The sequence below is a fragment of the Ensifer sp. LC163 genome (assembly GCF_001695855.1).
Lineage (GTDB): Bacteria > Pseudomonadota > Alphaproteobacteria > Rhizobiales > Rhizobiaceae > Ensifer.
In genome coordinates this window covers 401,663-424,664 of record NZ_MBSS01000023.1, presented here as the reverse complement: position 1 = coordinate 424,664, position 23,002 = coordinate 401,663, and the positions used below count along the sequence as shown (strand labels likewise).

At 62.2% G+C, this 23,002-nt stretch carries 26 protein-coding genes; 16 read left to right on the top strand and 10 right to left on the bottom strand.

Annotated features, from left to right (window positions below):
- The first annotated feature begins 106 nt into the window (after positions 1–106).
- From BC360_RS20140 to BC360_RS32195, 12 genes are all read left to right on the top strand, one after another.
- A complete protein-coding gene (locus tag BC360_RS20140) occupies positions 107–691 on the top strand; it encodes a hypothetical protein (RefSeq protein WP_065796658.1) in 585 nt (194 codons plus the stop codon).
- A 66-nt stretch (positions 692–757) separates the two neighbouring features.
- Positions 758–1,351 carry a protein-S-isoprenylcysteine O-methyltransferase gene (locus tag BC360_RS20135; RefSeq protein ID WP_065796657.1) on the top strand — a complete coding sequence of 198 codons (594 nt, stop codon included), beginning with the start codon at positions 758–760 and terminating at the stop codon, positions 1,349–1,351.
- Positions 1,352–1,361: 10 nt separating this feature from the next.
- Entirely contained in the window at positions 1,362–2,147 is a 786-nt protein-coding gene (locus BC360_RS20130; protein WP_065796656.1) for a hypothetical protein, read from the top strand.
- Positions 2,144–3,010, top strand: coding sequence for an SDR family NAD(P)-dependent oxidoreductase (locus BC360_RS20125; RefSeq protein WP_065796655.1), 867 nt, complete (start codon positions 2,144–2,146; stop codon positions 3,008–3,010). The genes BC360_RS20130 and BC360_RS20125 overlap by 4 nt, the downstream gene beginning before the upstream one ends.
- A gap of 364 nt (positions 3,011–3,374) precedes the next feature.
- Positions 3,375–3,590 (top strand): hypothetical protein, encoded by a 216-nt coding sequence (locus BC360_RS20120; protein ID WP_065796654.1) that lies wholly within the window; start codon positions 3,375–3,377, stop codon positions 3,588–3,590.
- Positions 3,591–3,999: 409 nt separating this feature from the next.
- On the top strand, positions 4,000–4,260 hold the full coding sequence (locus BC360_RS20115; RefSeq protein WP_065785170.1) for a hypothetical protein: 261 nt from the start codon (positions 4,000–4,002) through the stop codon (positions 4,258–4,260).
- A 373-nt stretch (positions 4,261–4,633) separates the two neighbouring features.
- Positions 4,634–5,038, top strand: a complete 405-nt coding sequence (locus BC360_RS20110) for a VOC family protein (RefSeq protein ID WP_065785169.1) — start codon at positions 4,634–4,636, stop codon at positions 5,036–5,038.
- A 261-nt stretch (positions 5,039–5,299) separates the two neighbouring features.
- Positions 5,300–5,626: an ArsR/SmtB family transcription factor gene (locus tag BC360_RS20105; protein WP_065785168.1), complete on the top strand. Its 327-nt coding sequence runs from the start codon at positions 5,300–5,302 to the stop codon at positions 5,624–5,626.
- Positions 5,623–6,033 carry an SRPBCC family protein gene (locus tag BC360_RS20100; protein ID WP_065796653.1) on the top strand — a complete coding sequence of 137 codons (411 nt, stop codon included), beginning with the start codon at positions 5,623–5,625 and terminating at the stop codon, positions 6,031–6,033. Before BC360_RS20105 ends, BC360_RS20100 begins: the two co-directional genes overlap by 4 nt.
- Before the next feature lie 76 nt (positions 6,034–6,109).
- Positions 6,110–6,322: a hypothetical protein gene (locus tag BC360_RS20095; RefSeq protein WP_065785166.1), complete on the top strand. Its 213-nt coding sequence runs from the start codon at positions 6,110–6,112 to the stop codon at positions 6,320–6,322.
- Between the two features lie 144 nt (positions 6,323–6,466).
- On the top strand, positions 6,467–6,673 hold the full coding sequence (locus BC360_RS20090) for a hypothetical protein (protein WP_139110117.1): 207 nt from the start codon (positions 6,467–6,469) through the stop codon (positions 6,671–6,673).
- Positions 6,674–6,764: 91 nt separating this feature from the next.
- Positions 6,765–6,953: a hypothetical protein gene (locus tag BC360_RS32195; protein WP_065796652.1), complete on the top strand. Its 189-nt coding sequence runs from the start codon at positions 6,765–6,767 to the stop codon at positions 6,951–6,953.
- Between the two features lie 138 nt (positions 6,954–7,091).
- On the opposite strand, the gene BC360_RS20080 is transcribed toward BC360_RS32195, so the two are convergent.
- From BC360_RS20080 to BC360_RS20035, 10 genes are all read right to left on the bottom strand, one after another.
- Positions 7,092–8,774 carry an ABC transporter ATP-binding protein gene (locus BC360_RS20080; protein ID WP_065796651.1) on the bottom strand — a complete coding sequence of 561 codons (1,683 nt, stop codon included), beginning with the start codon at positions 8,772–8,774 and terminating at the stop codon, positions 7,092–7,094.
- On the bottom strand, positions 8,771–9,715 hold the full coding sequence (locus tag BC360_RS20075) for an acetamidase/formamidase family protein (RefSeq protein ID WP_065796650.1): 945 nt from the start codon (positions 9,713–9,715) through the stop codon (positions 8,771–8,773). The genes BC360_RS20080 and BC360_RS20075 overlap by 4 nt, the downstream gene beginning before the upstream one ends.
- A gap of 59 nt (positions 9,716–9,774) precedes the next feature.
- Entirely contained in the window at positions 9,775–11,394 is a 1,620-nt protein-coding gene (locus BC360_RS20070) for an ABC transporter substrate-binding protein (protein ID WP_065796649.1), read from the bottom strand.
- 30 nt (positions 11,395–11,424) lie between these two features.
- Complete coding sequence (locus BC360_RS20065) at positions 11,425–12,345, bottom strand: ABC transporter permease (RefSeq protein ID WP_065785160.1); 921 nt, start codon at positions 12,343–12,345, stop codon at positions 11,425–11,427.
- A gap of 1 nt (position 12,346) precedes the next feature.
- On the bottom strand, positions 12,347–13,195 hold the full coding sequence (locus BC360_RS20060) for an ABC transporter permease (RefSeq protein ID WP_065796648.1): 849 nt from the start codon (positions 13,193–13,195) through the stop codon (positions 12,347–12,349).
- Positions 13,195–13,776, bottom strand: coding sequence for an ANTAR domain-containing response regulator (locus BC360_RS20055; protein WP_065785158.1), 582 nt, complete (start codon positions 13,774–13,776; stop codon positions 13,195–13,197). Before BC360_RS20055 ends, BC360_RS20060 begins: the two co-directional genes overlap by 1 nt.
- The gene (locus BC360_RS20050; RefSeq protein WP_065796751.1) at positions 13,773–14,909 is read right to left on the bottom strand and encodes a transporter substrate-binding protein; all 1,137 of its coding nucleotides are present in this window, start codon (positions 14,907–14,909) and stop codon (positions 13,773–13,775) included. Before BC360_RS20050 ends, BC360_RS20055 begins: the two co-directional genes overlap by 4 nt.
- Positions 14,910–15,231: 322 nt before the next feature.
- A complete protein-coding gene (locus BC360_RS20045) occupies positions 15,232–17,724 on the bottom strand; it encodes a TonB-dependent receptor (RefSeq protein ID WP_065796647.1) in 2,493 nt (830 codons plus the stop codon).
- Between the two features lie 95 nt (positions 17,725–17,819).
- Entirely contained in the window at positions 17,820–18,815 is a 996-nt protein-coding gene (locus BC360_RS20040; protein WP_083222640.1) for a FecR family protein, read from the bottom strand.
- Positions 18,812–19,336, bottom strand: coding sequence for an RNA polymerase sigma factor (locus BC360_RS20035; protein WP_083222639.1), 525 nt, complete (start codon positions 19,334–19,336; stop codon positions 18,812–18,814). Before BC360_RS20035 ends, BC360_RS20040 begins: the two co-directional genes overlap by 4 nt.
- A 465-nt stretch (positions 19,337–19,801) precedes the next feature.
- On the opposite strand from BC360_RS20035, the gene BC360_RS20030 reads away from it, so the two are divergent.
- From BC360_RS20030 to BC360_RS20015, 4 genes are all read left to right on the top strand, one after another.
- Positions 19,802–20,104, top strand: a complete 303-nt coding sequence (locus BC360_RS20030) for a hypothetical protein (protein ID WP_065785287.1) — start codon at positions 19,802–19,804, stop codon at positions 20,102–20,104.
- A gap of 104 nt (positions 20,105–20,208) precedes the next feature.
- Positions 20,209–20,592, top strand: a complete 384-nt coding sequence (locus tag BC360_RS20025) for a hypothetical protein (RefSeq protein WP_065796645.1) — start codon at positions 20,209–20,211, stop codon at positions 20,590–20,592.
- Positions 20,593–20,679: 87 nt separating this feature from the next.
- Positions 20,680–21,354, top strand: a complete 675-nt coding sequence (locus BC360_RS20020; protein ID WP_065785154.1) for a response regulator transcription factor — start codon at positions 20,680–20,682, stop codon at positions 21,352–21,354.
- Positions 21,351–22,820 carry a sensor histidine kinase gene (locus tag BC360_RS20015; RefSeq protein ID WP_065796644.1) on the top strand — a complete coding sequence of 490 codons (1,470 nt, stop codon included), beginning with the start codon at positions 21,351–21,353 and terminating at the stop codon, positions 22,818–22,820. Before BC360_RS20020 ends, BC360_RS20015 begins: the two co-directional genes overlap by 4 nt.
- The last annotated feature ends 182 nt before the right edge of the window (positions 22,821–23,002 follow it).

Below are 23,002 nucleotides of genomic sequence, written 5' to 3'. Positions count from 1 at the left end.
GGGAGGCCAAAACCCTCCCCACATCATTCCAACCGGCTGGACCGGCATTAAAGCTGTGAGCCTTGCCGGGCTGCGATCGTCGGAGTTCAGGAGATAACTCACAGTGATGCCGCTTATGAGAGGTCGACTAACGCTAGTGGTGATGCTCGCGTTTGCGACGGCTGCCTGCCAATCAGAAGATCAGAAGCCCCAACCGCGTTTTGTCTCGAGTAGCAGCGGCGCACCTGCAGTAAGCGCAGGTGTAGCCAGAGAAAGCGGTTATTTTATCGAATTCCGATCCCGTTACGCCCTGAGTTACGGCCACACCTATGTCATTTTCGGCCGTACGAACAAGGCCGGAGGAATGATCGATCCCGAAGTTGCAGGGCTGGCACCGGCAACGCCCAGCCCCACACCCTATGTCATCGGACATTTTCTGCCGGTGCCCGCCGAAACCGGAGCAAGCGACGGTGATCTTGAGGAGGCGTACCGATCGGCCAGCTGGCGCGTCATGCTGACCGAAGCCGAGTACAACAAGACCGTTGCCTATATCAGGCAGCTTAAGGCCAAATCGCGTTTCTGGCAGGCGTCGGTCTACAACTGCAATGCATTCGTCGCGGACATCGCGCGTTCCATGGGATATAAGACGCCCAGCATCTGGCTTAGACCACAGCAATTCGTTACCAAACTTCGGCAGATGAATGCGGGCTAAAGGCGATCAATCCAGAGCTTTGCGTCCAATCGATCATAGATCGCAGAAAGGCTCCGGTGACTTGAAGTGATCGTATCGACTGCCGCTTTGGGCAAAATCGTGTGGGTGATCGGCATCATCACCTGGTATTTTATCCGCGTACCGTTCGAACGCCGCGCAAAGCGCGCTCGTGTCGTCAGCAACCGCCGGTCGCCTCTGGACATGTTCGGACTTGCGTCCGGCCTCCTTGGCCTTGCGATCATCCCGGGTTTTTACGTTGCCACCGGAATTCCAGAGGCGGCCGACCATTCCACTGGTGCGTGGGCAGTTGTGTCTGGAACAGTCATCTTTTTCTTTGCCCTGTGGGTTTTTCGCCGGACTCACAAAGAGCTCGGCCGGAACTGGTCGATCACGCTGGAGATTCGTGACAAACACGAACTGATCAGCGGCGGGCCCTATGCCTTCGTTCGCCACCCGATGTACACGTCCTTCATGCTGATGGGCCTCGGTCAAGCCTTGCTGCTGTCCAATTGGGTGGCGGGGTTGGCGGGTTTGCTTGGGTTCGCAGTGCTTTTTTTTCTGAGGGTGGACAAGGAGGAGCGTATGATGTTGGAGATTTTCGGTCCGCAGTACCGTGACTACATGCAGAGGACCAAGCGGATCGTCCCTTACATTTACTAGAGGTGACACGATGCGAGGCCGGGCCATCAAGCTTTCGGCGCCACGGCGCCTTGTCTGCGATCTGATGCGGTTTTCGATCGGGGTGCCGCGCGTTACCGTTCAGCGGCAAATGAACCTCGACCCACTGCAAAGAGCCAGAATCGCCCAAATCAGCAGGCCGTCCTGGACCGTGCTGTTCCTGAAGGGATACGCGCTTCTTTGCCGGGAGACGCCCGAGCTCCGGCGCGCATACGTGAAACTTCCCAGACCTCAGCTCTACGAATATCCGGAAAGCGTGGCGTCGATCGCCCACGAGCGCGAGCATGACGGTGAGCGGGCGGTCCTTTTGAGCAAGATCAAGTCTCCGGAACGCCTGCCGATCCCGGAACTGGCCACCCTGATCGATGCGGCGCGATCGCGTCCGGTGATGGAGATCAAGGAGTTTCGACGCGCCCTGAAGGTTGCCCGTATGCCTGGGCCGATCCGCTGGCTGCTCATGTGGCTTGGGCTCAATCTGGGGTCACGGCGGGCGCACTATTTCGGCACCTTCCAGCTGTCTGTCTATTCGGGCCTCGGAGCCGAGTCGCTCAACCCGCTGACACCTCTGACCACGCTCCTCAATTACGGCCCAATTTCCGAGAGCGGCTCGGTCACCGTCCGCATCCATTACGACCACCGGGTCATGGATGGAGCCAATGTCGCGCGCGCGCTCGAGCGCTTCGAAGCGATCCTGAACGGTGACGTCGCCGACGAAGTGTTGAACCTTGCTCAAGGCGAAACCGTTCAGGCGCCCCCGTTGTCGCGGAAGACCAAATGATGGCACAGTCCGAAATCCGACCGGCCGTGGTGGTCGCCGGCGCCTCACGGGGTATCGGCAGGGCAATCGCCAAAGTTGCGGCCCGAGAAAAACGGCCGGTCGTGCTGGTCGCGCGATCTCATGACGACCTGGCGACATCGGCAAACGAGGTTCGCCAGGCCGGCGGCGAAGCATTCATGCTCGAGCTCGATCTGTTCTCGGCCGACGCGTCAGCGCGTCTGGCGGACTTTCTAACAGCGAACAACCTGTGCTGCGACGTCCTGGTCAACAGCGCCGGCTATGGTTTGCGGGGTGCGGCAACGACACTCCCCATCCAGGATCAGCTGGGGATCATCGACCTCAACATACGCGCCCTCACCGACTTGTCCCTCCATTTCCTGCCGGAAATGGTCGCGCGTGGCCGCGGTGGGGTGCTCAACCTTGGCTCCATTGCCGGCTTCATGCCGGGCCCCAACATGGCGTTGTACTACGCCAGCAAAAGTTTCGTGCGGTCATTTTCGGAAGCGCTTCATCAGGAGCTGCGCCGCACCGGGGTCACCGTGACATGCGTTGCTCCCGGCCCGGTATCGACCGAATTCCTTCAACGATCGGGTGCCGACCGCGTGCCGCTTTTCAAGGTTTTGCCGAGGCTCGACGCGGACTACGTCGCCGAGCGCGCTTGGCGCGGGTTCAAGTCGGGGCGACGTCTCGTCGTGCCGGGCCTCTCCGCCAAACTGGCGGCGTTCGCAGCCGCGTGGCTGCCGTCCGCAATCATGTTGCCGCTGATCGGCCGACTGCAACGGCGTAGCAATGACCCTTGCCCTTGCGGCTCCGGCATCAAGTTCAAACATTGTTGCGGCGCGCATCCGCGACGTGGTGGCTGACCGCGAACCGGCACGGGAAGCCGCTGATCGATTTTGCCGCTATCGCCGGCTTGGAAACTCGCTGACGAGATAGCCCTTGATTTCGTCAGGTCCCCACTACGGTTGCGGATGCTCCGGCCCCGCAAGAGGCTCATCGAACTCACTCGAAACCGTCTGCAACCTATCCTGCAGCACCTGCGCATTCCGAGAGAACCACGTCGCCGACGTGTTCTGCAACGGCCAACGAGCAGCTTCCATCGCCGACCTCAGGTCCGAACCGAGCCGGTACCTGACACATAGGAATGGGTATGCGGAAGTGGAGGGAAACACTACAATCGCCGTTCATCGCAAGGCGTCAAAACAAGCACGGACCGGGTCTAAGGCTATGCACAAGTACATCGTCACCGTTACGGAAGAAATCGAGGCCGATACCGCCGAGGAAGCGGCTTTGCTCATGTATGAGGAACTGACAAGGCGACCGCCGCCATTGCGCTATTCGGTCACCGATGAGGCGAAGACCATCACCACCCTCACGCTGGATCGGGAAAAGGCAGACGAGTTCGCCATTGTCGACCACACTGCCGACCCTGGAAACTGGTAATATCTATTCATAGCCGCTCACGCGCATGAGCTTATTGGCATGGTGGCCACAGAAGACTGTTGCCGTCGAGCAACAGTATTCTCGCCGATCAATGCAATTCGAAATTGCGTCTTGCGGAAAGAACACTCTCATGCGAGGTTATATTGTCGGCAACCCACATTGGAGGAGGCGTGAGATGACATATACTCTCTTGAACATGCGCACCCCTGGTGGATTCGTTGCTGTGCTCGGGATGCATCGGGCATCCTGCGTTGACCCATCGGGTTCACAAAGCGCCTAAACGCTGAGCGTCAACGGCTCGGCATTTCCCAACTGACCTAACGTTACCGGCCCACGGCGCGCACATTTGCGTCTAAGCCCAAATCAACATTTAGAGGACCCGATCGCGTCGCAGCGTCGGGATGAACACATGCGTGAAACATCATTTCCGGTCGTCGGCACCCTGCCGGCAGCCCTCGACGAACTGTGCCGCACGTTCGGCATCTGGAAAACGACTATCGGCCTCGTTCGGGCAGCCTGGCGGCAGCACCGACTGATCAACCAGACGACCGGTCTCTCCAACCGGATGCGCCGCGATATCGGGCTTCCCGAAACCGGAGAACCGCCCGACGATCCCTGGATCGCTGTATGGGCATCGCCTCGGTGGGCTCCGGCCGTTCGGATCAACTGAGGTGAAAGCACAACCGTCAAGCCCGTCGGGAAGAGACGGTTGTGCCGCCATTGCAGCACGGGCACGACGCCAGTCGTGCCCGTGACCTGCTCGATACGCAGCGACGGAGACAACCGCCGAAGGCGGCGTCAAACTCTGCGTCTTCTGTTTCCGGCCATCCCAACGACGTGGGAAGCCGGGTTGCCGATCGGCCGCGCAGGTTGACGGCTGCAAATTGCGGAGCAGAACCTGGTTGGGATAACACCGCGTTCGCGGCCAATTACCTGATGAGTCATTGCCTTGGGCGTCGATATGGCGAACTTATTTGCCAACCGGCCCGCCGACAGATGTTTGGCAGCGGAGCTGTACTCTCGTGGAAGAATGAAGGGCAGAAATGAACCAGGCGCTCGCACTCATCGCAATTGTTGTCCGCGACTATGACGAAGCGATTGATTTCTATGTAAACAAGCTGGGTTTCGCTCTGGTCGAGGACACCTATCAACCTGAGCAGGACAAGCGTTGGGTCGTCGTCAAGCCTGTTGGCGACGGCAACACCTCCTTGCTTCTCGCACGCGCGTCTACTGCCCATCAGGAAAGCTACGTCGGCGACCAGGCGGGTGGACGGGTCTTTCTCTTCCTGCGCACGGACGACTTCTGGCGCGACTACAACAATCTGGTGAAGCGAGGCGTTGAATTCGCACGGGAACCCAAGGAAGCGTCCTACGGTATCGTCGCGGTCTTCAAGGATCTCTATGGCAATCTCTGGGATCTTGTGCAGTTTACCGATGGCAGGGCCTGAGGACGCTAGTCTTTCAGAGGCCTCGACAGCGCCGGCAGCCGTTGTCGTTCTTCTTCACGCTGGCCATTGTTCCTGTACCGCGTCCGCTGTCTGCGCCCGCGGAGCAATTGGCACCCACGCCGATTCCACCTGGCTGCCGCTCTTTCCCGCCCGGACGTCGCCCGGTGATTTACGGCTCAAATCGGACCTAAGCTGGTGGACTTGACTCACATATAGCTCGGCGGTTATTGATTTGATCCATAGCCAACGAGTTATTGAATTGTGACGCCGCAGCCCCACGAGATTCTGTTCAAAACGCTTGCCGATCCGACGCGACGGGCGATTTTCGAGCGGCTATGCCGCGACGGCGACCAGACGGTCGGGGCGCTGACGGCTCACGCCGGGATCTCGCAACCGGCCGTTTCCAAACATCTCGGGGTCCTGAAGCGCGCCGGCCTGGTGCAAGATCGGCACGAAGGTCGCCTGACGCACTATAGCGCGCAGCTCGGCGCGCTTGACCCGCTGATCGGCTGGGCAAACCAGATGGCCGGGTTCTGGCAACATCGCTTCGACGACCTCGAAGATCTGCTCAAAAGGATGGATCAATGATCGAAACGTCAACCGAAACGCTCACCGTCGTCGTCGAACGGGAAGTGCCCTATCCGGCGGAGAAGATCTGGCGGGCTCTCACCCAACCGCATCTGATCGAGGAATGGCTGATGAAGAACGATTTCCGGCCGGATCGGGGGCACCGTTTCAATCTCACTGCCGACTGGGGCGCTGTCGACTGTCAGGTGCAGGCGGTCGAACCCAACAAATCGCTGTGCTACAAGTGGGATACCAAGGATCTGAAGAGCGTCGTCACCTGGACGCTCACCCCGACCGGTGCCGGGACCCGCCTGCGCATGGAGCAGGCCGGTTTCCGGCCGGATCAGCAGCCGTACTATCAAGGTGCGACGGTTGGATGGCCGAGATTCCTTTCGGCCCTCGAACAGGTTTTGGACCGGCTGGACTGAAGACCAACCCCATATTTTGAGTTCACGCCAGGCGGATCGCCCGATCCGTTCCGGCTGGTATTTTGAGGAGGTGCCAATGAACTGGAACAACTGGATTCGTCAAATTCACCGCTGGACGTCTCTTGTCTTCGCGGTGGTTGTCGCCGCCATCTTCATAGCCTTGGGAATAGGCAAGCAACCTGTCGAATGGGTCTATTTCCTGCCGCTGTTTCCGCTTGCCATCCTGGTTCCCACCGGTCTCTACATGTTCGTGCTGCCATATCTCGGTGAGCGGCACACCGCCGGATAGGAGCGTCTCGCCAACCCACCGCGCCCCTTAAGGTTTCGTTAAGCATAGCTTGAACGTGTCGATCGGATGGACTTGGGGACACGCACGGCTTCACCTAGGTACACGCTCCTCACCCGATGCTGGGTGATTTGATGGAGTGACATGATGTCAATGGAAAATGAGGCTGCCGCGCAAGCGCTGGCCCTCGATCGATCGGTCAGCGATGCCGAAATAAACATCGCCATCTCCCATGCGCAGAACGCCATCGAAGCCGCGGGCGAGACACAGTCCCCGGGACTGCGCCGCGCGATGCAGGTCAAGGATGCACTCGAGGGCGCGCTGCGGATCCGCGGCAGGGCCACCGGCCAGTGAACCGATGAACTCCGCAGGTTCGATGATTGTCGGTCAGTGCAACATCACTGCGCGCGCCCGATAAACCTCGCACCGTCAAACAGGATTTACGATGCAACTGATGTCCATGCTGGCTGTTGCCGGCATATCCTTGGGCGTTGCGATCGCCACAATCGTCTCCCGAAAGCACCGTGGAAAACCAGCCGGCGAAAGGATGCTCGTCTTCCTCGGAAGCTTTCTCGCGACGCTTCTCGTGCTGTTCGTTCTCAATTTCGCGATCTTCTGCTTGCAGCAGCCTTAAAGCGCGCCGCGATCTCCAGGATTCGCTTGCTGCGCTTTAAGCTCTTGCTTTTGCGCATGTCCTGATCGCAAAACCGCTGCACGCTTTTGCGCGACACGCCTTGACCCGTGTCCGGGCGAAGCTTCCGATGTGTTCCAGTTACGCAACCGCCCGCAACGCCGGATCAGGGATCGGCACCGCGGCCATCAATGCCCGGGTGTAAGCGTCCTTCGGATCTTCGAACACGGCGCGGCGCGTGCCCATCTCGACAATGCGGCCTGCACGCATGACGGCGACGTGATGCGACATGCGCTCGATCACGGCCATGTCGTGCGAGACGAAGAGGTATGCGAGCCCCATCGTCTCCTGCAGTTCCAGCATCAGGTCCAGCACGCGGGCGCGCACCGACACGTCGAGCGCGGCAACGCTTTCGTCGGCGACGATCAGTTTCGGGTTCACGGCAAGTGCCCGGGCAATGCAGATGCGCTGGCGCTGGCCGCCGGAAAATTCGTGCGGATAGCGGCTGGCGGCATCCGGCCCGAGCCCGACGCGCCGCAGGAGATCGGCAACCCGGTCTTCCCGCTCGCCCCTGTTGCCGATACCGTGGATGATGAGCGGCTCGGCGATTGCCGCGCCCACTGCCATCCGAGGATCGAGCGAGGCATAGGGATCTTGAAAAATCATCTGCGCCGAGCGCCGGACCGGCCGCATCTGGCGCTGACCTAGCGGGCCGATGTTGCAACCGTCGACAAGCACCTCACCGCTGAATGGCACGAGGCCGAGCACCGCCTTGCCGGTTGTCGACTTGCCCGATCCGCTTTCGCCGACGAGCCCCAATGTCTGGCCCGGCAGGATCTCGAAGGACACATCGCTGACAGCCGCCTGACCCGAATTGCCCTTCGAAAACCAGCTTGCCTTCTTGCCATAATGGACTTCGAGGCCGCGGACCGCCAACACGGGGCTTGTCGCTTTCTCGCCGGTAACCATGGGTTCCGCCCCCACACGCGGTGGGGCATCCGTGCCGGCATGGGCGCCAAGCCTCGGCACCGCTGCCAGAAGCTCACGGGTGTAGGGTGCCCGTGGCGCCTGGAAGATCGGCAGCACCCCGCCCTGCTCGACGACCCGTCCCTGCTGCATGATGACAACGCGGTCGGCCATCTGCGCCACCACGCCCATGTCATGGGTGATGAGAATGATCGAGGCGCCGAATTCCTGCTTCAGCTCCTTCATCAGCTTCAGGATCTGCGCCTGCACCGTGACGTCAAGCGCCGTCGTTGGTTCGTCAGCGATCAATACTTTCGGTCGGCAGGACAGTGCCATGGCGATCATCACGCGCTGGCGCATGCCGCCGGAGAGTTCGTGCGGATATTGGGCCAAACGCCGTCCCGGCTCGGTGATGTGCACGGCATCGAGCATGCGCAGCGCCACGGCCTCGGCCGAAACACCTTCCGATCCCTGGTGTTCGCGGATCGCCTCGGTCAGCTGCGCGCCGATCGACATGACAGGATTGAGCGATGTCATCGGCTCCTGAAACACCATGGCGACATCGCCACCGCGCACGCTGCGCATCGCGGCGTTCGAAAGACGCGAAAGCTCGCGCCCTTCGAGCTGGATGCTGCCGGAAGCGATGCGCAGCGAGGCCTTCGGCAACAGCCCCATGATTGCCAGCGACGTCACGGACTTTCCCGATCCGCTCTCGCCGGCAATACACAGCGTCTCGCCGAGCTTCAGGTCGAAACTGACCTCGTCGAGCACACGCTTGGCCCCTTCGGGCGTTCTTGCATCGACGCACAGCCTGTCGACACTGAGAACCGGCGGGAATGCGGATAGGGATGCTGTCACGAAAAGACGATCCTCGGGAAATAGAACGACACGACCCAGTTCGGGGCGTCGACGATCTCGCTGATCCTGAGATCGCCACAGACCGAGCAGAGCAAATAGGCGTCGACCGGGCTCAACCCATGCTCGGCACCGAGCAGGTCGATCATCCGCATCAGGCTTTCGCGCGCACCGGTCATCAGATCGGGACCGATGCCGGTGGTGACCTCGTAGCCAGCACCGTCGAGATGACGCGTCACCGGTTCGCGCGTGGTGAAACGCGGGCTCTGCAGGCGCGCATCCTTGACCAGCTCGATGGTCGCCTCGACTTCCATCTGGCTCTCGATGGCGGTGCCGCAGACTTCGCCGTCGCCTTGTGCCGCGTGGGTATCGCCGATCGAAAACAGCGCGCCCTCGACCTCGACAGGCAGATAGAGCGTGACGCCTGATGTCAGGTCGCGGATGTCGAGATTGCCGCCGACGCGGCGCGGCGGCACGACGGAATGAAGACCCGGTTCGGCTGGAGCCACGCCGATCGTACCGGCAAAGGGCTTCAACGGGACACGTCCGCCGGGGCCATAAAGCGAGGGCGCCATGGTGCTGGCGTCATAGGACCACATGTGCAATGCCGGCTCGGTGAACTGATCGGCAAGCAGTCCGAAGCCCAGAATGTTGGCGGTCCAGCCGACGCCCGAGGGAATGAAGCGGCGGATCGTCACCTTGAGCACGTCGCCGGGTGCAGCACCCTCGACATAGACGGGGCCTGTCACCGGATTGATCCTGTCGAAATCGAGTGCTGCCAGCGTCTCGAGCGTCGATCCCGCACCCAATTGTCCGCCCGACGAATCCAGGCACTCGAAATGAATGGTCTCGCCCGGCTTGGCGATCAATGTCGGTTCAAAGTCGCAGTTCCAGCCGAAATGGTGTTTGGCGCGGTGGATGGTATGGGTGCAGGCAACGCACATTTTCTTCTCCCCAGATGATTTGGGGCTCTCCGGATACAAGCCCCGGAGAGCCCAAGCGCTTATTGCTTCACGTAGATCGCGTCGTAGTTGATGACCCGGGTCGGATCGACGTAGATCTCTCCCGCACCGCCCATGCGCGGCGACTTGGCAACGACGCGGCGTTCATTGGTCACCGGCACCCAGGGCGCGTCCGCCATGATGTCGGTGAAGATCTTGCCCCATGCCGCCTGGCGCTCGGCAGCCTTGGCCGGATCCGACATGGAATCGGCAGCGACGGCACGGGCGTCGAGATCTTCATTGCAGTACCAGGACCAGTTCCAGCCGCCCTGGACCGCGCCCGAGCAACCGAGGATCGGACCGTAGAAATTCGACGGATCCGGGAAGTCGGCGATCCAGGCCATGCCGCCGGACCAGATCATCGGCGCTTCGCCTTCGGTGCCGCCAGCGGCGATGACATTGGCCTGGGCCAGCGCGCGAACCTCCGCCTTGATGCCGACCGCTGCCAGATCCTGCTGGATCGCCTGGGCGATGCGCGGCTGCGGATCGGTGTTGGTGGAATAGAGAATTGTCTCGAACCCATCGGGATGACCGGCTTCGGCCAGCAGCGCCTTGGCTTTCTCAACGTCGAAGGCGTAGCCGGTGAAACCCTTGTCGTAGCCCGGCATCAGTGGCGGCAGCGGCTGGTTGGCCGACGTCGCCCGGCCATTGAGGATGCGGGTGATGCGCTCCTTGTTGATCGCCATGTTGACCGCCTGGCGCACCTTGACGTCGTCGAAGGGCTTTACCTTGGTGTTGAGCGTCAGATAGCCGGTGTGCAACTGCTGGCCGTCGACGATGATCTCGGCGCCTTCCGGCGAATTCTTGATTTCGAGGAACTTTGCCGGCGGAATGCCGTCGCCGGCAATATCGACCTCACCCTTCTGCAGCCGCAGCAATGCAACCAGCGGCTCCTGGCCGACCTCGACCGTGAACTTGTCGATACGCGGCATATCCTTGATGAAGTAATCCGGATTGCGCTCGAAGGTCAGGCTCTGACCGACGGTCCAATCCCTAAGGATGAAGGTGCCCGAGCCGACGGGTTTCTTGCCGAAATCGCCCGCAGCAGCCTCGACCGCTTCCTTCGGCACGACGGAAGCGAAGTTGACGGCAAGAACATGCAGGAAGGTCGCATCGGGACGAGACAGATGGAAGACGACTGTCGAGGCATCAGGCGCCTCGATGCCCTCGAGCGCCGTCGTCTTGCCGCCGGTCAGATCGTCAAATCCCTTGATCGCACCGAAGAAGCCGGCCCCCGGCCCTTGCGTCTTCGGATCGACCGCGCGCTCGATCGAGTACTTCACATCCGCGGCGACGATCTCGCGGCCGTTGGTGAACTTCGCGCCCTTGCGAAGCTTGAACGAGTAGGTCAGGCCATCGGGCGCAACCTCGTAGCTTTCGGCAAGCGACGGGACCAGCTCCGTGGTGCCGGGCGTATAATCCATCAGGCGTGAAAACAGGCTCTTGATCATAGACCAATTGACCCAGTCGTAACCGATGGCCGGATCGAGCGTGGCGATGTCGTCCTTGTAGGTGATGACGATCTCGCCGCCCTGTTTCGGCGCGTCCTGCGCGAAAGCAGGCAAAGGCGCAAGAAGCAGCGCCGTCGCGACGGTTGAGTTTCGAAGCCAGCGTTTGAACATTTTTGTTCCCCTTTTTGGTTGCCGTGTGGTTTAGCGGGCGCGAATGCGCGGATCGACGAGCGGCGCAAGAATGTCGGCAATGAGATTGCCGAGCACGATCGCGAGCGCCGAGACGAGCGTCACCCCCATGATGATTGGAATGTCGACCTGCTGGATCGCCTGCCAGGCGAGCTGGCCGATACCGGGCCAGCCATAGACGGCCTCGACCACGACGACGCCGCTCATGAACTGGCCGATATCGATACCGATCATGGCGATGATCGGCAGCAGCGCGTTGGGCAGCGCATGGCGAAAGACGATGCGGGCCGACGACAGGCCCTTTGCCCGGGCGGTGCGGACATAATCCTGGTTGAGCACGTCGATCATCGCCGAGCGCACCATGCGCGCATACCAGCCGGCACCGAGGACCCCGAGCGTCAGGGCGGGCAGCACCACATGGGCCGGCGTGCCGAAGCCGCTCATCGGGAACCAGGCGAGCGTCACTGCGAAAACGTAGAGCAGCAGCAGTGCCGCCACGAACTGCGGTGCAGAAACGCCGACGAAGGAGGCCATCATGACGAAGCGATCGACGAAGCCGCCACGGCGCACGGCGGCCAGCACGCCGAGAAATACGCCGAGCACGACCTCGACGGCAATTCCGGCCGCCATCAGGATCAGCGTTGCCGGCAGCCGCGCGGCAATCAGCGCGCCGACATCGGTCTTCTGCGCGTAGGACCGGCCGAGGTCGCCCTGAAACAGGCCTTGCAGGTAATTCCAGAACTGAGCGAGCAGGGGCTGGTCGAGGCCGAGTTCGCGCCGGATGTTGGCCACCGTCTGCGCTGTGGCGCTGCGCCCGGCGATCATGCGGGCGGGGTCGGCCGGAAGCGCATAGAGCAGCAGAAAGGTGATGACTGCCACGCCGAGAAGGATCAGCGCGGTCTGCACCAGACGGCGAAGGAGCAGGAAAACCATGTCAGCCCCTTCCCCGCTGCGTCGGGTCGAGAATGTCGCGCAGCGCGTCGCCGACCAGATTGAAGGAGAGCGCGGTCAGAAGAATGACGGCACCGGGAATGAAGACGAGCCAGGGAGCAGCCTGGAAGTAGCTCTGGCTTTCGAAGATGATGTTGCCCCAGGACGGTGTCGGCGGCTGCACGCCGATGCCGAGGAAGGAGAGCGTCGCTTCGAGCAGCACGGTCGTCGCAATGCCGAGCGTTCCCCAGACGATCGCCGTCGGCACCAGATGCGGTAGGATATGGTGAAACAGGATGCGACCATGCCCGGCGCCGAGCGACCGCTCGGCCAGGATGAAGTCGCGCTCCACCAGCCCGCGCGTTTCGGTATAGACGATGCGCGCCACCTGTACCCAATTGACGAGCGCAATGACCATGGCGACGATCCAGAGGCTCGGTCGCAGCAGCGCTGCAAGAACGATGGCCAAAAGCAGGGCCGGAAAGGCCATCATCAGATCTGTAAAGCGCATCAGCGCGCCGCCGACGATGCCGCGCATGTAGCCGGACAGGATGCCGATCAGAAGCCCGATCGCCACCGCGATGCCGTTGGCGACAAGGCCGATGACGAGCGATGTCCGTGCACCGTAGAGAAGCCGCGAGAACAGATCGCGCCCGAGCGTGTCGGTGCCGAGAAGGAACTGTGCGCTCGGCGGAAGCGGCGCCCCCTCCAGCGTCAACCCGTCGAACATCTGTTCATCCGGGCTGTAGGGCGCGATCAAGGGAGCGGCGACCGCAAGGAACACCACAAGGGCAACGACGATCAGGCCGAACAATGCTGCCGGCTGCCGGACCATGGCTTTGACTGCCCGCATCAGCCTGCCTCCGGCAGCGGCTCGGCGCCGCCAAGGATCGAGGCTGCGACCTGCTCCATCGACAGCCGGCGCTGCATCGCGCAGTTGCGCAGGATCCGATAGGCCTGCTCTTCATCCAGCTTGCGGGCGTTGCCGATCTTCTGCACCGCGGCATGGACCAGCGGGCGCATGCGAACCCGCTCTTCCAGATGCGCGATCCTTTCGGTCACTGCCTTGCGCTCGCGATGAATGGCAAGCGCCATAACCAACGCGGGATAGACGGCCGAAGATGCCAGGGGTTTGGCGATGATGGCCGAGGCACCCTGCCCCATCGCCCAGGCCACCCGGCCAGGGGCTTCGGACCCGAGCAGGGCAACGAGGGGGCGCGGCGCCCGTTCGTCGGTCCAGGGCAGCAGCCCGGTCCAACCCTGATCGGCATCGACGAGAATGAGGTCGGGCAGGTTGTCGGCGTCGAGCGGCGTCCATTGAACATGAACGTGAAAGCCGAAGAGCTTCAGCTGGCGGGTGAGCCGCTCCGTCGTTGAGTCCTCGCGATGGAGGATCGTGGCACGCCAGCCGGCAAAGTTCGGTGTTTCCCTCATGAGACGATCCGGAGCTGGGGTGGCTTGCGCGTCCGCCGGCCTGTCAGATACGGGTCCGCGACGATGGCGGGCTCGGAGGCGATGATATCGAAGCCCCCCTCGTCGTTGATGCGCCCGAGATGGAAGGGAAGTGCTGCATGGCGGGTTTCCGGGTCGATCCTGAGCGGGCCGAGAACGGTCGAACGGGGTGCCGCGCAAAGCAGGCTGGAGACCGCCACCGGGTCGTCGGTGCCGGCATCGATGATCGCCTCGGCGCAGAGCTTGACCGATGCATAGGCGCTGGCAAAGACGCTGGAAATCCGGCGTGACGAGCCGAAACGCGCGCTGACCTCAGCCTTGAATGCGGCGTTTTCGGCGGATGCCACCGTGTCGAAATAGGCGGCTGCGCAGAGCTGCCCGGTCGCCACGCCAAGGCCGATATCGGTCAGCTCGCACTCCTGCAGATCGCAGCTGACCACCGGGCAGTTTTCCGGGCGGAAGGCCGGATCGCGTTCACTGAGCGCCCTGATCGCCGCATGGAAGGCATAACTCGACGGGCCGACGAGATTGTTGAGGATGAAGCTCGGCCGCCGTTGCTCGATTTCCGCAACGATGCGCTCGACCGCGGTTTCCTCGAGCGGCAGATAGCGCTCACCGAGTACCGATCCCCCCGCCTCCTCGATCAGCTCGCGGGCGAGGCGGTTCATCTCCCAGCCCCAGACGTAGTTGGCCCCGACGAGATAGGGACGGAGGCCAAAGCGCGGCAGCAGATAGTCGAGCAGCGGCAGCAGATGCTGGTTCGGACAGCCGCCGGTATAGACGACGTTGTCATTGGCCTCGAACCCCTCATAGGGGCACATGTACCAGAGCAGCCCGTCATGCTTCTCGACGAGCGGAATGACTTCCTTGCGCGCCAGCGACGTGATCGTGCCGACGATGTGCCGGCAGCCTTGGTCGCGCAGCAGCGAGCGCGCGCCTTCGAGGTACCGATCGATGTTGGCGTGGGGATCGACGAAGACGGGTTCGATGCGCCCGGGGTAGCGCGCCGCAATCTCCTCGATGGCCAGCTCGGCGCCATCGCGGCAGTCGCGCCCCATCGTCCCGTAGGGGCCGGTCGTCGAATACAGGATACCGATCTTCACCGCGTCGCGCATGGACCTGCCAAAAACCAAAAACCCCATGACGCATATCCCATCGGAGATGGGGCATCATGGGGCGAAACTGCCCGTCGACCATAAGGGTCATGTGAACTGGATTGAACTGCTCAATCCGCGAGCATGATTAAGATACGGGCAGCAGACCTCTGTCAAGCAAGGATTGACAAGGAGACGGCTCCCTGTGCGCAACTTTGCGCATTCTGGCAGACCGAACGCAGCAACAAAGCTTGGCTTCCTCGCGCTGCCCTTGCCGGCAGGACGCAGCGCATCGAAACGGGCAACCGGCCCGCGAACGGGCCGGTCGAATTCGGTTGGATGGTTAGAACTTCCGGCTGATGGCAATCTTGAAGTTTCGCCCGGGCATCGCCGAAATACCGTCGCTGAGATAGGGCTCGTAGTATTTGTCGAAGATGTTGTCGACCGCCAGATGCACTTCGCCGCCCTGCATGAGGCCCGATGTCGGTGTCCAGTCGAGGAAGAGGCCGTGCACCGCGTAACCGGCACTCGGCGGGCGGGCATAGGTCTGTCCGCCCTGATTGTAGGGCGTGCGGTTCTGGTCGTCGACGAAGGTGCCCGTCCAGCCGAAAGCGAGGTCCTGGTCCGGCACCTTGATGCCGGCGGTGGCGATGATGGTCAAAGGCGCCAGATCGTTGATATAGGTATCGGGACCCCAGATGTTGTTGACGGCTCCGGTCCGCTCGCCCGTCATCCAGGACACGCCGAGATCGGCGAACATGCGCTCGGTCTCGTAGTGCGATTGCAGCTCGATGCCGCGGATGTCGTAAGACGGTGTGTTCCAGTAGAACGGGACGTTGCCCGTCACACCGGCGAGGTTGGCTGTGCCGAACCGGCGCGTCACCGGGTTGGAGACGTGGTTGTTGTAGGCCGAAATGCGCGTCGAGAGCATGTCGCCGGTCGTCAGCACATCGTTGAAGCTCATGTCGACGCCGATGTTGAAGGTGCTGTTGCGCTCGACGTCCAGATCGCGGCTGGTGCCGGAGGCCTTGGTCTGCAGGCTTTGCGTCGAGTAGATCTCGTCGATGTTGGGAACCCGCATCGCGTAGGCCCAATCGGCAAAGAACCGCATCGAGGGCGTTGCTTCCCAGGACAGGCTGATCGCCGGCGTCACGCCCTGATGCGTGACGGCCGAATAGTCGTGTCCGGCCAGTGGGTTGTTGAAGCGCGGTGCTTCGTTCGGCACACCCTTGGAGCGCACGTGGTCAAAACGCAGGCCCGGTGTCACGGTCAAGGTATCCGTCAGCTCGATTCTGTCGCGAACGAAGGCGGCGAAGGTCTTCTGGGTGCCTTCCGGCATGAACCACGGCGCGTAGTAGCCGTAGTTGTACTGCGCCTGGGTGCGGTTGGCGACATCGTACATCCAGATATCGCGATCATGATCGAAGTACTGGACGCCATAGTTCAGGCTGTGCGACAGGCCAGCCAGCGTGAAGTTGGATGTATTTTCAGCCTCGAACTTGATGTCCGTATAGGCCGCATCGTTCTCGAAGCCGCCGGTCGATGCGCTCGGATTGAGCCCGGGAATATTCGGCCGCGTCGCGTGCTGGCTGGTCGACGAGAAGCTTGCCATCATGCGGTAGTTCACCAGGTCGCTGTCGCCGGTGTAGCTGTAGTTCAGCGTCGAGGTGAAATCCTCGATCTCGCGCCAGGTGAGCAGGCGGCGCATCGCTTCCTTGTAGCCATAGCGGGCGATGTTGAACTCCGACGGTGCCGACTGGCCGCGGATGGCGGCCACCGGGCCCCAATTGTCGTTCTGACCGTAGGCGACCGTACCCCTGATCTCGTGCCCGTCGTACTCGGCACCGACATTGGCAAGCAAGGTCGTGAGCTTCGAGTTGGAATAGTTGTAGATCTCGCCGCCACCGACGCGCATGTCATCGCTCTTGCGCCATGTCGCCGCCAGAAGGCCGTCATAGGTGACCGGACCGCCGAAATCCGACTTGCCGTAGAGCGCGCCGGTTTCCAGGAACTGCTTGTTGGCGCTCTGGAAACCGGACTTCGCCCAGATACCCCATTCTTCGCCCGGCCGCAGCATGTCGGCCGCATCCTTGGTTTCCATCAACACGGTGCCGCCGAAACCGCCATTGCCGTAGCGCACCGAGGTCGCGCCTTTTTCGATCTCGACGCGCTTGAGTAGCTCAGGCTCGATAAAGACGGTGCCCTGGTCGTATTTCTCGAAGTTCTTCGGCGCGCCGTCGAGAATGATCCTGACGTCGGATTGCCTGGCGAAGCCACGGATGGCGAGCGTCTGTCCTTCGATGCGGACGCCACCGCCCATCGACACGCCAGGGGTTTTCTGCAGCAACTCCGGCAGGCTGGAGGCCTGCGCCTTTTCGATGTCCTCGGCATCGAGCACGGCGACATTCGGCGCGCGATCGCCGCGCTTGGCATCACCGCGAACGACGATCGGCGCCAGCTTTGTGCCATCGCCTTCGACCGGTGCCGCTGCTTCGGTGGCGCCCATAAGTTTTACCGTCGAGCCACCGACAAAGAGGTAGCGGACGCCGGTTCCACTCAGCAAGCGCGACAGCGCCTCCTCGGCCGTCACCTCGCCGGAAAGACCGGCCGTGCTGACGCCTGAGGCAACCGAGCTATCGAAGACCACCTGGAGCTTGAGTTGCGACGCCAGGCGGTTGACGGCGGCGGTCAGCTTGCCGGCAGGTACGTCGATGTGATGCACCGATGCATCCTGGGCGAAGGCACCGGTGGTCGCGAGGGCACACATCGTGCCTGCCCTAAGCAGGTTGAAAATTCCGGAGTGGCGGCGTCCGCCGGTCGCATTCGAATATGGCATGATGGTCCCAGACAATGAGAGATGGCCGAGAAGAGGCCGGGTCTGGTTTCTGGACGAACGAGGCGCCGTATCAGGGACACCTCGCCTGAAAATTTTTAGCGCAGGATCGTGACGTAGGGTCCGATCCGGGTGATTCTGACGTCGAAGGCTTCGGCTAGCCCCTGCAAGGCCCTGACGGGATCGGAGAGGTCGAAGCTGCCGGACACCCGTCTGGCGCCGACGGCGGCATCGGCGATCAGGATCTTGCCGGGAACGTAGCGCCCGATTTCCTCAACGACGGACGCGATCGTGCGCTCCTCGAAGACCAGACGCTCCTCCCGCCAGGCCGCAGCGAAAAGCGGATCGATCGGTCTGACATCACCAAGCCTGCCGTCATGATTGTAGTTCACCTGCTCGTTGATCTCGACGCGGCGCGGCAGCGTCGCCGCGTCTGTTGCAACGGAAACCGCGTGTTCAAGCACCGTGACGCTGGTACCTTCGCCGGTCAGATTGACGTCGAATGCCGTCCCGAGCGCAGTCGTTGTGCCCGCTCCCGCCTCCACGACGAAGGGCCTGTTTCTATCAGCTGCGACCTGAACGAACGCCTCCCCGCGCAACAGCACGACCCGCCGCTCGCTCGCGGTGAACTCATAGGCGACGGCCGATTGGGCGTTGAGCTGCAGCGTCGAGCCATCGTCAAGCCTCAGGATCGGTCTTTCGCCTTTGCCGGCGATGACGTCGGCCCGCATCCACATCGCGCCGTCGAGCGCGAGAAAACTACCGACACCGGCAACGACGATGGCTGCGAGCGAGACCAGGGTTTTTCGACGATTTCCCGGCGCCCTCGCCGCTCTTTGGGCGAACTCTGGCTCGCGCCTGATCAACAGCGTCGCATCGCCGACCGCCCGCCGGGCCCGCTCGAAAATCTCGGCATGCAGTGGGTCTTCGGCTCGCCACCGCTCGAAGGCGAGCCGCAGTTCTTCATCGCCGGGGTCTCCGGTCAGGCGGACGAGCCAGTCCACCGCCTGTTCGCGCACCCGTTTTTCAAGCGCCTTGCGACCGCGCTCAGGCGCGCCATCGCTTGGCGCGCGCCGTCCGTCGAGCGCCGTCACGACGCGTCCTCCAGCCTGTCGAGGCAGTGCAGGAAGGCCTTGCGCAGATGTCGGTCGACCATGTTGCGGCTGATACCGATGCGTATGGCGATTTCGTTCGAGGTGAGGTTGCCGATGCGGCTCGCAAGAAACACCCGCCTTCGCTGCAGCGACATCTCCATGATGGTGGCCTTCAGGATCGACAGCCGGCGGCGAAGATCGGTGTTGGCGTCGGGAGCGGCCATATCGCTCGCAACGGCAAGGGCTTCTGCCTCGCTGCCGGAGAAAAGCTTGAGTTCGAAGCGGTCGCGCCGCAGCCGGTCGATACCGAGATTGGCGCAGGCGCGGCGCAGGAAGGCCTTCAACGAGGATTTGCCTTCAAGCGACGTGCGCCGGTCCACCAGACGAACATAGAGTTCGTGAACGACATCGTTTGCCGTTGCCGGCGCGTGACCGCGCCGCCGCGTCATCGTGCAAAGCTCGTCGTAGTAGGTCACGATCGCGTCGTCGAGTATCAAATGCGAAGCGGATTTCTCTGACATGTCTGTTTTCAGGACCGATCCGGATCGGCCGGCGGGAAGAAGATGGACGGCAAGGCGCCCGCGAAAGTCCGGGGCCGGCGTTCATTAACCCGTCCTTGCAGCACGCACAACAAATATGAGCATAATACTCATCTTTTATCACTTCATGCCGGCGTCCGGTCCCGGTCGCATGGCTCGCCGACACACGTGGCCGGACCCACCCCTTACGGTTTCCTTATTCCCGAGCCCCGTCTTCCCCAGCGATTTTCTACGCGCGCTGGGGCTAAGTGTTGCTGCGACCAATCGGATGATCTGCCGGTACACCAGCGAAACGACGGCCAAGACGGTGCTCCAACGCCGCTGCCATGCTTGCGCCGCTTTCGGATGGCTTGAGACGCCGCCCTCTTTCCTTCCCGGCGTTGCGCCCGGAAGCGGTGCCGCGACGAGCAAACGACAACATCCTATGACGAGTACCAGACGATGAAGATGAGAAACGCATTCAAGCTCGCGCCGAAGCAGAGCCGGAGATTACCGACCGAGTATTTCATCCTGGCGAATGTGCGTTTCGAAGGACAGGTTGTCGGATACCTCGCCGGGCGGCCGATCCGCGAAACCGCGACCGACGATAGCGGGGTTCGATATCGGTTCGTCGGCGTGGCCGCGCGCAACGCTGCCGGCGGACCGGACGTACAGTCGCTGCGCAAGGGCGAGTGGATCGTTCAACCGGGATTGGTCTATGCCAGTATCGACGACGATACCTCCGTCGCTCCTGCGGACCGAGCCGCCTGATAACCACCGGCCGGTGCCGGCCGCGGCGCTCGAAGATGACCGCAATGTCTATGTAATCTTGGCAGATTAGCTCCGGGCCAGACAATTCGAACCCGGGATCAACCATGCCCTTCTGCAATACGCGCGGCGCCTTCGCCGTCATCGCCACCACCGCAGCCGTCGCTCTTACCGGTTGCGCCTCCACCGCTATGAAGAACTATATCGGCCAGCCGGTGGAATCGGTCATCATCGATTACGGCCCGCCGACGGCAGTGCTTGACCTCGGCTGGGATCAGCGCGCCTACCAGTGGCGCAAGATCTCCACCAACGTCGTTTCCGGTTCGACGAGCGGCGAGATTCGCGACACGCGGCGCGGCCAGCGCTATGAAGAGTTCGTGACGCCGGGCTATGTCGAGGAGCAGGAATGCTTCTATACGTTCTACGCCCGCCGGCAGGGCGACCGCTGGTATGTCACGAACTTCCGTCAACCGAAGCTTGAATGCGAGTGAGCGCTTCAACTTGGCTCTGATTTGAGAAATGATGCATTCGACACTGCGGTCACGGGCCTTCCGTAACCGCATTCAGGAGAAACCGGCATGCGCATCCTGCTGCTAGAGGACGAGCCCGAAATGGCATCGGCCCTGAAGGCCGCGCTCGAGCGCCGACAGGTGATTGTCGATCATGTTTCGACGCTCGCCGATGCCGAGGCCGTGGTCGAGCTCTGGTCCTACGACGTGATCGTGCTCGATCGCCGCCTCCCCGACGGCGAAGGCCTGAGCCTCATTCCCAAACTGCGTGCGTTGCGCGTCGAAGCGCCGATCATGATGCTGACGGCGCTTGGCGCTATCAACGACCGCGTCGCCGGTCTCGATGGCGGCGCCGACGACTATCTCGCCAAGCCGTTTGCGGTCGAGGAGCTGATGGCACGCCTTCGTGCACTCGGCCGTCGCCCCGTCACGCTCAAGTCCGACCAGATCATGATCGGCCGCCTGACCTACGATTTCCGCCATCGCGAAGCGGTCGTCGACGACAAGCCGCTCGACCTGTTGCGGCGGGAAAGACTGGCGTTGGAAGCGCTGATGCGGCGGCCGGGCCGCACGGTCCTGCGCGCCACGCTGGAAGATTCCGTCTACGCCATGGAAGACGAGATCGATTCCAACGCGCTCGATTCCCACCTCTCGCGGCTGAGACGAAAGCTCGACGAGGTCGCAGCCGGCGTCGAGATCAGGGCAATCCGCAACCTCGGCTATCTCTTGCGCGCCACGGCATGAGAAAGCCCCGCCCGCGTTCGCTTCAATGGGTCCTGGTCCGCCGCCTCATCCTGCTGCAGGCGGCGACCTTCGTCGCCTTCATCGGCCTGCTGGTTGCGATCCTGACGATTGCCCAGCCTCGGCTGATCATCGACAACGAGGCGGCCATAAAGCACCTGTCCGAGGCCGTGGCGCGCACCGCAAACGGCGACCTCATCGTGCGCGACACCGAAGAGCTCCGCGCGTTCCGGGAAGATTTCCCCAATCTCTGGTTCGTCATCCGCGATGCCGACGGACATGTGGTCCGGCATGGCAGCATTCCCGCTGCCTATGAAGCGGCTGGCGGAGAGCTGTTGACGAATATCGGCCGCGCGACATTGCGGTTTGATCAGGGCGACCGGAGGCCGGAAGCCGCGCTCGCCAATGTCGACACCGACGTTGGCCGGGTGCAGATCCTTGCCTCCTCGATCTCGTCACGCGACGAGAACGATGGCCTCGAAGTCGAGATCAACGTGGATGTCGAGATGGCGAAGGATGCCAACGGCGATCCCGAATGGCTGCGCGTGCTGCCGGTCCTGGCGCTGCTTATCCTTTGCCTGCTGCTACCGATCATTCTGGTGATGGGCGTCGCCACGCTGGTCACAACGCCGGCGGTCGTGCGACGGTCGCTTGCCGGTCTCGTTTCAACGGCAGACCAGGCGGGGCGGATCGATATCGACAATCGCGCGGTGCAGCTCGAAACGGCCCAGGTTCCGACCGAAATCGCGCCGATGGTCCATGCCTTCAACAACGCACTTTCCCGCTTGGACGAAGGCTACGATCAACGCAATCGGTTCCTGACTGACGCTGCCCACGAGTTGCGTACGCCGATCGCCATCCTTCGCACCCGTGCCGAACTGCTGCAGGAAGATCCGCAGAGTGCGCGGCTCCGTAAGGATATCGAGCGGTTGTCGCATCTGACCCAACAGCTTTTGGACCGTCAGGTGCTTGAGCACGGCGCGGGCACCCGCGAGGTCGTTGACCTCGTGGCATTGGCCAAAACGCTTGCTGCCGACTTCGCGCCGCTTGCTTTCGAAGCCGGCTACGAACTGGCCTTCGAGGCGAAAGCAACGCGGCCGGTGCCGGTCAGCATTCATGTACAGCAGGTCGAACAGGCGGTCGCCAACCTCCTGCGCAATGCCGTCGAGCATGGCGGCAACCGCGGAACGATCACCGTTCTGGTCGACGCCCGCGGCGGGATCGAAATCCATGACGAGGGCCCCGGCATTCCCCTAGACGAGTGCGAACGTGTCTTCGAGCCCTTCTATCGCCTGCGCCCGCGTTCGAGCGGTGCGGGCCTCGGGCTCAACCTGGCCCGCGAGATCGCCCGGCTGCATGGCGGCCGCATCGATATCCTTTACGGTTCATGGTCCGGCGCGCGGATACGGCTGCAATTGCCAATGCTCGACGCAAATCATCCCGCGGCGCTCTTAACCGCCAACGTCTGAACAGGGCAGAGCGACGCGTGGAAAGCCGAACCGACACCGGCGGCTTGAAACAACTTTTCAGATCACTTTTCGCCTTGGCCCTTATCAAGGGTCGGCCGATGGTCCACATATGTCTCGGCGTTTCGAGGCCAGGCTTCTCCGGAGCTTCCGCTTCGAGAGCAGCAAGGCCGCCAAAACAGAGT

Bases quoted from the DNA above. Each gene is read 5' to 3' on its own strand.
- BC360_RS20070 (WP_065796649.1), bottom strand. From the start codon at position 11,394: ATGTTCAAACGCTGGCTTCGAAACTCAACCGTCGCGACGGCGCTGCTT.
- BC360_RS20030 (WP_065785287.1), top strand. From the start codon at position 19,802: ATGAGAAACGCATTCAAGCTCGCGCCGAAGCAGAGCCGGAGATTACCG.
- BC360_RS20100 (WP_065796653.1), top strand. From the start codon at position 5,623: ATGATCGAAACGTCAACCGAAACGCTCACCGTCGTCGTCGAACGGGAA.
- BC360_RS20045 (WP_065796647.1), bottom strand. From the start codon at position 17,724: ATGCCATATTCGAATGCGACCGGCGGACGCCGCCACTCCGGAATTTTC.
- BC360_RS20125 (WP_065796655.1), top strand. From the start codon at position 2,144: ATGATGGCACAGTCCGAAATCCGACCGGCCGTGGTGGTCGCCGGCGCC.
- BC360_RS20140 (WP_065796658.1), top strand. From the start codon at position 107: ATGCCGCTTATGAGAGGTCGACTAACGCTAGTGGTGATGCTCGCGTTT.
- BC360_RS20035 (WP_083222639.1), bottom strand. From the start codon at position 19,336: ATGTCAGAGAAATCCGCTTCGCATTTGATACTCGACGACGCGATCGTG.
- BC360_RS20130 (WP_065796656.1), top strand. From the start codon at position 1,362: ATGCGAGGCCGGGCCATCAAGCTTTCGGCGCCACGGCGCCTTGTCTGC.
- BC360_RS20090 (WP_139110117.1), top strand. From the start codon at position 6,467: ATGTCAATGGAAAATGAGGCTGCCGCGCAAGCGCTGGCCCTCGATCGA.
- BC360_RS20110 (WP_065785169.1), top strand. From the start codon at position 4,634: ATGAACCAGGCGCTCGCACTCATCGCAATTGTTGTCCGCGACTATGAC.
- BC360_RS20075 (WP_065796650.1), bottom strand. From the start codon at position 9,715: ATGTGCGTTGCCTGCACCCATACCATCCACCGCGCCAAACACCATTTC.
- BC360_RS20025 (WP_065796645.1), top strand. From the start codon at position 20,209: ATGCCCTTCTGCAATACGCGCGGCGCCTTCGCCGTCATCGCCACCACC.
- BC360_RS20055 (WP_065785158.1), bottom strand. From the start codon at position 13,776: ATGAGGGAAACACCGAACTTTGCCGGCTGGCGTGCCACGATCCTCCAT.
- BC360_RS20095 (WP_065785166.1), top strand. From the start codon at position 6,110: ATGAACTGGAACAACTGGATTCGTCAAATTCACCGCTGGACGTCTCTT.
- BC360_RS20020 (WP_065785154.1), top strand. From the start codon at position 20,680: ATGCGCATCCTGCTGCTAGAGGACGAGCCCGAAATGGCATCGGCCCTG.
- BC360_RS20065 (WP_065785160.1), bottom strand. From the start codon at position 12,345: ATGGTTTTCCTGCTCCTTCGCCGTCTGGTGCAGACCGCGCTGATCCTT.
- BC360_RS20060 (WP_065796648.1), bottom strand. From the start codon at position 13,195: ATGCGGGCAGTCAAAGCCATGGTCCGGCAGCCGGCAGCATTGTTCGGC.
- BC360_RS20120 (WP_065796654.1), top strand. From the start codon at position 3,375: ATGCACAAGTACATCGTCACCGTTACGGAAGAAATCGAGGCCGATACC.
- BC360_RS20015 (WP_065796644.1), top strand. From the start codon at position 21,351: ATGAGAAAGCCCCGCCCGCGTTCGCTTCAATGGGTCCTGGTCCGCCGC.
- BC360_RS20050 (WP_065796751.1), bottom strand. From the start codon at position 14,909: ATGCGCGACGCGGTGAAGATCGGTATCCTGTATTCGACGACCGGCCCC.
- BC360_RS20115 (WP_065785170.1), top strand. From the start codon at position 4,000: ATGCGTGAAACATCATTTCCGGTCGTCGGCACCCTGCCGGCAGCCCTC.
- BC360_RS32195 (WP_065796652.1), top strand. From the start codon at position 6,765: ATGCAACTGATGTCCATGCTGGCTGTTGCCGGCATATCCTTGGGCGTT.